Source organism: Microbacterium sp. KNMS (assembly GCF_053851835.1).
In genome coordinates, this window is the sequence record NZ_JBSQBP010000014.1 from 87,689 (window position 1) to 94,330 (window position 6,642).

Consider the following 6,642-nt stretch of genomic DNA (forward strand, 5'->3'; position numbering starts at 1 on the left):
CAATATACGATTTCGAATACGTTCCGACAACACCCCTTGCGCCGGGCAACGGATCGTATATGATCTCGTACACGACATCCGTTCGACGAGCGAAGGAGCTCCCGTGGGCCTCGAAGACCGCCTCCCCCGACCCGGGAAGATCATCGCGGTGCACCTGAGCTACCCCTCGCGCGCCGACCAGCGCGGGCGGCGCCCTGCCGCACCCTCGTACTTCCTCAAGCCGTCGAGCTCGCTCGCCGAGAGCGGCGCGACCGTCGAACGGCCCGCCGGGACCGAGCTGCTCGCGTTCGAGGGCGAGATCGCACTCGTGATCGGCACGGCCGCGCGCGGGATCGGCATCGACGACGCGTGGGACCACGTCGCGTGGGTGACGGCCGCCAACGACTGGGGGCTCTACGATCTCCGAGCGAACGACAGGGGCTCGAACCTGCGGAACAAGGGGCGCGACGGGTACACGCCGGTCGGCCCCGACCTCATCGACGCGCGCGCGGTCGATCCGGCGGGCCTGCGCGTGCGCACCTGGCGCAACGGCGAGCTCGTGCAAGACGACACGACCGCCGACCTCCTCTTCCCCTTCCGGCAGCTCGTCGCCGACCTCGCGCAGCACCTCACGCTCGAGCCGGGCGACGTCATCCTGACCGGCACCCCCGCCGGCTCGTCGGTCGCCCTCCCCGGCGACGTCGTCGAGGTCGAGGTCGACGCGCCCGACGCGCCGGGTGCCCCGACGAGCGGCCGACTCGTGTCGCGTGTCGTGGAGGGCTCCGCCCGGTTCGATCCCGCGCTGGGGTCCCTTCCCTCCGTCGACGACCGCCAGCGCGAGGAGGCGTGGGGCTCGCGTGCCGCCGCCGGGCTCGACGCCCCTGCTCCCGCCCTCGACCCCGCGCTGCGCGCCAAGCTCCTCGAGGCTCCCGTCGCGGGGCTCTCGCAGCAGCTGCGCAAGCGCGGTCTCGACAGCGTGTCGATCGACGGCGTGCGTCCGACCCGCCCGGGTGTCAAGCTCGTCGGCGTCGCGCGGACGCTGCGCTTCGTGCCCCACCGCGAAGACCTCTTCCGCAGCCACGGCGGCGGCTACAACGCGCAGAAGCGCGTCTTCGACGCGGTCGGCGAGGGAGAGGTCATCGTGATCGAGGCCCGCGGCGAGCGCGGCTCGGGCACGCTCGGCGACATCCTCGCCCTGCGCGCCATCGCGCGCGGAGCCGCCGGCGTCGTCACCGACGGAGGCGTGCGCGACTACGCGGCCGTCGCGGAGATGGACCTGCCCGTCTTCAGCCAGGGGCCGCACCCGGCCGTCCTCGGCCGACGCCACGTGCCGTGGGACGCCGACATCACCATCGCGTGCGGCGGCGCGACCGTCGTCCCGGGCGACATCGTGGTCGGCGACGACGACGGGGTGATCGTCATCCCGCCCGCTCTCGCCGACGAGGTGGCCGACGCGGCGCTCGCGCAGGAGGCCGAGGACGCCTGGATCGCGGAGCAGGTCGCCGCGGGGCACCCGGTCGAGGGCCTCTTCCCCATGAACGCCGAGTGGCGCGCGCGCTTCGACGCCGCCCACGGGACGGGAGGATGAGAGCATGACCGACACCCTCACCGGCCTCAGCAAGTCGCAGCGCGCGTACGAGTGGATCCGCGAGCGGATCCAGCGGCACGAGTTCGGCCCCGGCTATCGTCTCGTGCTCGGCTCGATCGCCGCCGCGCTCGACATGAGCGTCGTCCCCGTGCGCGAGGCCGTGCGCCGCCTCGAGGCCGAGGGCATCGTGGAGTTCGAGCGCAACGTGGGAGCCCGCGTGACGCTCGTCGACGAGACGGAGTACCTCCACTCCATGCAGACGCTCGGGGTGGTCGAGGGCGTCGCGACCTCGCTCTCGGCTCCGCTCCTCGACGCCGCCGACCTCGACCGCGCGAGCGCGATCAACGAGCGGCTGCGCCGGCTGCTCGACGACTTCGACCCGCACCGCTTCACGGTGATCAACCAGGAGTTCCACGCGGTGCTCTTCGAGCCCTGCCCGAATCCGCACATCCTCGACCTCGTGCACCGCGGATGGACGCGGATGGCCGGGCTGCGGGATTCGAGCTTCGCCTTCGTCCCCGGCCGCGCGCACGAGTCCGTCGCCGAGCACGACCGCATCCTCGAGCTCATCCGCTCGGGCGCCGAGCCCCTCGAGATCGAGCTCGCGGCGCGGGAGCACCGCTGGGCGACCATGAACGCCTTCCTCGCGCAGCGCCACGCCGCCGAGACGCAGACCGACCGAACGAAGCCCCTCACCGAGGAGGAGACATGACCGACATCGCCCTCGACCGCCGGCACGTGCCCGCGGACCTGCCCGAGCGCATCCAGCACTACATCGACGGGGAGTTCGTCGACTCCGTCGACGGCGGCACGTTCGACGTGCTCGAGCCCGTCTCGAACGACGTGTACCTGCAGGCGGCCGCCGGGCAGAGGGCGGATGTCGACCGCGCGGTCGCGGCTGCGCGCCGCGCGTTCGCGGATGGCCCCTGGCCGCGCATGCTGCCGCGCGAGCGCTCGCGCGTGCTCCACCGCATCGCCGACCTCGTCGAGTCGCGCGATGCGCGGCTCGCGGAGCTGGAGTCCTTCGACTCGGGCCTGCCGATCACGCAGGCTCTCGGCCAGGCGCGGCGCGCGGCCGAGAACTTCCGCTTCTTCGCCGACCTCGTCGTCGCGCAGGCGGACGACACCTTCAAGGTGCCCGGCCGCCAGATCAACTACGTCAACCGCAAGCCGATCGGCGTCGCGGGGCTCATCACGCCCTGGAACACGCCGTTCATGCTCGAGTCCTGGAAGCTCGCCCCCGCGCTCGCGACGGGCAACACCGTCGTGCTGAAGCCGGCGGAGTTCACGCCCCTCTCGGCGTCGCTGTGGGCGGGCATCTTCGAGGAGGCGGGCCTGCCGCGCGGCGTGTTCAACCTCGTCAACGGCCTGGGCGAGGAGGCGGGCGACGCGCTCGTGAAGCACCCCGACGTGCCGCTCATCTCGTTCACGGGCGAGAGCCGGACGGGGCAGATCATCTTCGCGAACGCGGCCCCGCACCTCAAGGGGCTCTCGATGGAGCTCGGCGGCAAGAGCCCGGCGATCGTGTTCGCCGACGCCGACCTCGACGCCGCGATCGACGCGACGATCTTCGGCGTCTTCTCGCTCAACGGCGAGCGCTGCACGGCCGGCAGCCGCATCCTCGTCCAGCGCGCGGTGTACGACGAGTTCGTCGAGCGGTATGCGGCTCAGGCGAAGCGCGTGAAGGTCGGCTACCCGCACGACCCCGCGACCGAGGTGGGCGCGCTCGTGCACCCCGAGCACTACGCGAAGGTGATGTCGTACGTCGAGATCGGCAAGAGCGAGGGTCGGCTCGTCGCCGGCGGCGGGCAGCCCGAAGGCTTCGCGTTCGGCAACTTCGTCGCGCCGACCGTGTTCGCCGACGTCCCGCGCGACGCGCGCATCTTCCAGGAGGAGATCTTCGGGCCCGTCGTCGCGATCACGCCGTTCGACACCGACGAGGAGGCGCTCGCGCTCGCGAACGACACGAAGTACGGGCTCGCGGCGTACATCTGGACGAACGACCTCAAGCGCGCCCACAACGTCGCGCAGGCGGTCGAGGCCGGCATGGTGTGGCTGAACTCGAACAACGTGCGCGACCTGCGCACGCCGTTCGGCGGCGTCAAGGCGTCGGGGCTCGGCCACGAGGGCGGCTACCGCTCCATCGACTTCTACACCGACCAGCAGGCCGTGCACATCACCCTCGGCGAGGTGCACAACCCGACCTTCGGCAGGAACTGACCCCCGGCCATCCGCTCACGCAAGGACGCATGACATGACCCGACGCGAGGACATGACCCTCACCTCCTCCGGCTACTTCGTCTCGCAGGAGGCGCCGATCGCCGCGGCGAACCCGATCCCCCGCCCCGCTGCCGCTCCCCCGGACATCCTCCGGTGCGCCTACATGGAGCTCGTGGTGACCGATCTCGCGGCATCCCGCGCGTTCTACGTCGACGTGCTCGGCCTCTACGTGACCGAGGAGGACGACACGACGATCTACCTGCGCTCGACCGAGGAGTTCATCCACCACAACCTCGTGCTCCGCACGGGCCCGGTCGCGGCGGTCGCGGCGTTCTCGTACCGCGTGCGCTCACCCGAGGACCTCGACCGCGCCGTCGCCTTCTTCACCGAGCTCGGGTGCCGCGTCGAGCGCCGACCCGAGGGCTTCGTGAAGGGTATCGGCGACTCCGTCCGCGTGGAGGACCCGCTCGGCTTCCCGTACGAGTTCTTCCACCAGGCCGACCACGTCGAGCGGATGTCGTGGCGATACGACCTGCATGTCCCCGGCGAGCTCGTGCGCCTGGATCACTTCAACCAGGTCACGCCCGACGTCCCGCGTGCGGTCTCATACATGCAGAGCCTCGGATTCCGCGTCACGGAGGACATCCAGGACGAGGAGGGCACGGTGTACGCGGCATGGATGCGCCGGAAGCCGACCGTGCACGACACCGCGATGACCGGCGGCGACGGGCCCCGCATGCACCACGTGTGCTTCGCCACGCACGAGAAGCACAACATCCTCGCGATCTGCGACAAGCTCGGGGCGCTGCGCCGCTCCGACGCGATCGAGCGCGGGCCGGGGCGACACGGCGTCTCGAACGCGTTCTACCTCTACCTCCGCGACCCCGACGGCCACCGCGTCGAGGTGTACACGCAGGACTACTACACCGGCGACCCCGACAACCCCGTCATCACGTGGGACGTGCACGACAACCAGCGCCGGGACTGGTGGGGCAATCCGGTCGTGCCGAGCTGGTACACCGATGCGTCGCTCGTGCTCGACCTCGACGGCAACCCGCAGCCCGTGCGCGCCCGCACCGACGCGAGCGAGATGGCGGTGACGATCGGCGCCGACGGCTTCTCGTACACGCGGCGAGACGACGACGAGGCGATGCCCGAGTGGAAGCAGGGCGAGTACAAGCTGGGGCACCAGCTGTGAGCCTCTCGGCCGAGGCGATCCAGGCGATCGCCGACGAGCTGGCCGCGGCCGACCGCGACCGGACGCTCATCCCGCGCATCACCGCGCGCCATCCGGAGGCGACCGTCGACGACGCGTACACGATCCAGGGCATCTGGCGCGACGGTCGGATCGCCGCGGGGCGCCGCCTCGTCGGCCGGAAGATCGGGCTCACGTCGCGCGCGATGCAGCAGGCGACGGGCATCGCAGAGCCGGACTACGGGGTCATGTTCGATGACACGGTCTGGGAGAACGGCGCGCGCATCCCGCACGCTCGCTTCTCGAACGTGCGGATCGAGGTCGAGCTCGCGTTCGTGCTGAGCGCGCCGCTCGAGGGCCCGCACTGCACCCTCTTCGACGCGCTGCGGGCCACCGAGTACGTCACGCCCGCACTCGAGATCCTGAACTCGCACGTCGAGCTGGAGGGGCGGACGATCGTCGACACGATCAGCGACAACGCGGCGTACGGCGGCCTCGTGCTCGGCGGCAGCCCGACTCGGCCCGACGACGTCGACCTGCGCTGGGTGTCGGCGCTGCTCTACCGCAACGAGACGATCGAGGAGACGGGCGTCGCCGCCGGAGTGCTCAATCACCCCGGCGCGGGCGTCGCGTGGCTCGCGAACAAGCTGCACCAGCACGGAGCGCGCCTCGAGGCGGGCGAGATCGTCCTCGCGGGCTCGTTCACGCGCCCCGTCTGGATCGACAGGGGCGACTCCGTGCTCGCCGACTACGGGCCGATGGGAGCCATCTCATGCCGCTTCGTCTGAACCCGACCCTTCGGCACCGGCTCGCGGAGGCGACGCGGCCGCTGTACGGCGGATGGGTGTGCTCGGGCTCTCCCGTCGCCGCCGAGATCATGGCGGGATCGGGACTCGACTGGGTGCTCATCGACATGGAGCACGCCCCGAACGGGCTCGAGTCGGTGCTCGCGCAGCTGCACGCCGTGTCGGCGTACCCCGTGACCGCGGGCGTGCGCATCCCGTCGGCCGACCCCGTCGTCATCAAGCAGGTGCTCGACCTCGGCGTGCAGACGCTCCTCGTGCCGATGATCTCGACCGCCGACGAGGCGCGTGCGGTCGCCGGGGCCATCCAGTACCCGCCCGCAGGGAGACGCGGCGTCGGCAGCGCCCTCGCGCGCTCGGCGCGCTGGAACCGGGTCGACGGCTACCTCCGCGACGCGGCCGAGCATGTCGCCGTGTACGTGCAGATCGAGACCGCGGAGGGCGTCGACAACGCCGCCGAGATCGCGGCGACGCCGGGCATCGACGGCGTGTTCGTCGGCCCGGCCGACCTCGCGGCGTCGATGGGGCTGCTCGGGCAGCAGACGCACCCCGACGTGGTCGCCGCGGTGAAGCGCGTCTTCGAGGCGGCCGCGGCCGTGGGTCGGCCGTGCGGCGTGAACGCGTTCGACCCCGCGGCTGCGCGCGCCTACGCCGAGGCCGGCGCGCGCTTCCTGCTCGTGGGAGCGGATGTCGCGTTGCTCGCACGCGCGTCGGAGGCGCTCGCGGACGGGTTCATCGGAGGGGATGCGGAGCGCGGGCGCACTGCGACCTGACCTTCACCTTCGTTATCGTTCTGTGACCTTTTGTGCTTCGTTCTGGCTCGTAGAGGTCTTCGAATGTCCGTGGTGGGCGGGACA

Annotated in this window: 6 protein-coding genes; all 6 read left to right on the forward strand. The window is 71.4% G+C overall.

Going from position 1 to position 6,642, the window contains the following annotated elements; translation table 11 throughout:
- Positions 1–103: 103 nt before the first annotated feature.
- From ACWXWW_RS10440 to ACWXWW_RS10465, 6 genes are read left to right on the forward strand one after another with little or no spacing between them, the layout of a single operon-like run.
- Positions 104–1,567, forward strand: a complete 1,464-nt coding sequence (locus ACWXWW_RS10440) for a fumarylacetoacetate hydrolase family protein (protein ID WP_455969847.1) — start codon at positions 104–106, stop codon at positions 1,565–1,567.
- Positions 1,568–1,571: 4 nt separating this feature from the next.
- Positions 1,572–2,279, forward strand: a complete 708-nt coding sequence (locus tag ACWXWW_RS10445) for a GntR family transcriptional regulator (protein ID WP_271173991.1) — start codon at positions 1,572–1,574, stop codon at positions 2,277–2,279.
- Entirely contained in the window at positions 2,276–3,787 is a 1,512-nt protein-coding gene (gene hpaE, locus ACWXWW_RS10450; RefSeq protein WP_455969849.1) for a 5-carboxymethyl-2-hydroxymuconate semialdehyde dehydrogenase, read from the forward strand. Before ACWXWW_RS10445 ends, hpaE begins: the two co-directional genes overlap by 4 nt.
- 34 nt (positions 3,788–3,821) lie before the next feature.
- Positions 3,822–4,985: a 3,4-dihydroxyphenylacetate 2,3-dioxygenase gene (gene hpaD / locus ACWXWW_RS10455; protein WP_282979773.1), complete on the forward strand. Its 1,164-nt coding sequence runs from the start codon at positions 3,822–3,824 to the stop codon at positions 4,983–4,985.
- On the forward strand, positions 4,982–5,770 hold the full coding sequence (gene hpaH, locus ACWXWW_RS10460; protein WP_455969850.1) for a 2-oxo-hept-4-ene-1,7-dioate hydratase: 789 nt from the start codon (positions 4,982–4,984) through the stop codon (positions 5,768–5,770). The genes hpaD and hpaH overlap by 4 nt, the downstream gene beginning before the upstream one ends.
- Positions 5,755–6,558 carry an HpcH/HpaI aldolase family protein gene (locus tag ACWXWW_RS10465; RefSeq protein ID WP_455969852.1) on the forward strand — a complete coding sequence of 268 codons (804 nt, stop codon included), beginning with the start codon at positions 5,755–5,757 and terminating at the stop codon, positions 6,556–6,558. The genes hpaH and ACWXWW_RS10465 overlap by 16 nt, the downstream gene beginning before the upstream one ends.
- Positions 6,559–6,642 lie beyond the last annotated feature (84 nt).

Excerpts from the sequence above, each read along its gene's own strand:
- ACWXWW_RS10445 (WP_271173991.1), top strand. The coding sequence starts at position 1,572 with ATGACCGACACCCTCACCGGCCTCAGCAAGTCGCAGCGCGCGTACGAG.
- hpaE (WP_455969849.1), top strand. The coding sequence starts at position 2,276 with ATGACCGACATCGCCCTCGACCGCCGGCACGTGCCCGCGGACCTGCCC.
- hpaD (WP_282979773.1), top strand. The coding sequence starts at position 3,822 with ATGACCCGACGCGAGGACATGACCCTCACCTCCTCCGGCTACTTCGTC.
- ACWXWW_RS10465 (WP_455969852.1), top strand. The coding sequence starts at position 5,755 with ATGCCGCTTCGTCTGAACCCGACCCTTCGGCACCGGCTCGCGGAGGCG.